The sequence below is a fragment of the Pedobacter sp. MC2016-05 genome (assembly GCF_026239735.1).
Lineage (GTDB): Bacteria > Bacteroidota > Bacteroidia > Sphingobacteriales > Sphingobacteriaceae > Pedobacter.
This window is the reverse complement of the sequence record NZ_JAPIVT010000046.1, coordinates 1-1,865: the sequence shown is the minus strand read 5'-3', so window position 1 is coordinate 1,865 and position 1,865 is coordinate 1. Positions and strand designations below refer to the sequence as shown.

The following is a 1,865-nucleotide window of genomic DNA, read 5'->3' as shown; positions in this document are numbered from 1 at the left end:
ATAGAGATACCCAAAAGCAGTGGTGGTAAGAGGATGCTTGGCATCCCAACGGTCATTGACCGGTTGATCCAACAGGCCATTTCTCAATGGCTGAGTCCAAAGTACGAGGTCGACTTTTCCTCTGATAGTTATGGTTTCCGGCCAGATCGCAATGCCCGTCAGGCAGTGCTAAAGGCTCAGGAATATCTTAACACAGGTTACACCTGGATTGTGGAACTTGACCTGGACAAATTCTTTGACCGGGTAAACCATGATAAACTTATGCATCTGCTGTCAGTAAAGATAAAGGATAAGCGGACATTGAAGCTTATTCGTCTTTATTTGAGTGTGGGGATCATGGAGAATGGATTGGTCAGCCCAAGAAAAAGAAGGAACGCCACAAGGCAGTCCCAATGCTATTAAGTTAAGCTACTTATAGGCTTGATAAAGTCTGGGCTTATGTTTTGTGACGAAAAAAAATCTCTAGTATACTATTGCAATTCCATAGGCTTCATCCTTGTGTCTGCCTTTCTCCCCAGCGATGCACTCGCCTTTGGCAATTAAAGCGGCCATGCTGTATACCGACATGCTACACTCCCTATTGGGTTTCCCCTCCAGATAAGTCGGTCGGGAGTAGACTTAGAACCTAGTCTAGTCTCTTGCCAAAGAGACATTCATTACAAAACCTTTACGGGGGCACGGTAGCCAGTTCATCTTTTGATTACTACAAACGGGGAAAATAGTTCCTACAATCTCACATAGCTGATTATCTTTATATCTATCGATCAGGAAAAGTGCCGTGGGCAAAAGAGGAATGCGGGAGGGTACATTTGTTTTTTGTCTCTTGATCGAGATCCATTTCTCACCATCGATTCCTTCTATAATATCGTCAGGCCTAAGCTGTTTTACATCAATATAAGCAAGCCCGGTAAAACATGAAAAAAGAAAAATATCCCTGATTTGTTCAAGCCTGTCGCTTACCATAGATTTAGAGGCGATAGTCTTAATTTCACTATCCGTCAAATATTGCCTTTCAACAGGTTTGACTTTATGCTTGTAATTCATGAAGGGATTTTTAGTCATCCATTCATTTGCCAGGCAGATCCGGATAATTTTTCCGAAATTCTTAAGATATTTGACCGCAGAATTATTTTTACATTTCCGAACCGATCTCAAATAGAAATCATATTCACTGATAAATTCATGATTAATGTTTTTTAACGGAATGTCGCTTAACTTGTACTTCCATTGAAGAAAATTAACGGTATGCTTTAATGAGGTACGATACCTTTCCGCTGTTCCATGGGTATACTCGCTTCCTACCAGTATTTCCACTTTTCGGTTATGTTCTTCGAATACACTGATTAGTGTAATCTGCTTTTCCTCTCTTCCAAGAAATCTGTCGCGGATAACATCTGCAGTGATAGTTTCGTCTTTCAAGATAAGTTGACGATGGATCTCATAAATCTTGGCTTTAATATCAGAAAGATATGCGTTTAAGGTTTTGGACTCTTCCGTTTTACCAGTCGTCTTTCCCGCTACAATACTCCATTTGTCAGGTTCACAAGAACGACCAGTTGTAATTTCTGAACGCTTTCCGTCTACTGTAATTCGCATGTAGATGCCTACGGGGCCGTTTTCGTAGTTTTTTCTTCTTTTAAGAAAAAAGATTAAATTAAAATTTTTCATAATGACTCACCTAAAGGTTAAACAAATCTAGCTTTGCAGTCATTAAAAATCAAGATGTATAAAATAGTAATAGGCTGATGTACAGATTTTTATAGCGTTTCTGGTGGACATCTTAGCTTACAGACAAGTGTCACCGAATTGCTCACCTAAACCTTGCTATTTCATGCATATTTTGGTTATATCTAAAAACAAAAAAG

At 39.5% G+C, this 1,865-nt stretch carries 2 protein-coding genes; one reads left to right on the top strand and one right to left on the bottom strand.

Annotation, left to right across the window (positions count from 1 at the left end):
• On the top strand, window positions 1-402 hold a 402-nt coding region (locus OQZ33_RS24090; RefSeq protein ID WP_265802121.1), incomplete at its 5' end, for a reverse transcriptase domain-containing protein.
• A gap of 228 nt (window positions 403-630) precedes the next feature.
• On the opposite strand, the gene OQZ33_RS24085 is transcribed toward OQZ33_RS24090, so the two are convergent.
• Window positions 631-1,668: a site-specific integrase gene (locus OQZ33_RS24085; RefSeq protein WP_265802119.1), complete on the bottom strand. Its 1,038-nt coding sequence runs from the start codon at window positions 1,666-1,668 to the stop codon at window positions 631-633.
• Window positions 1,669-1,865: the final 197 nt, after the last annotated feature.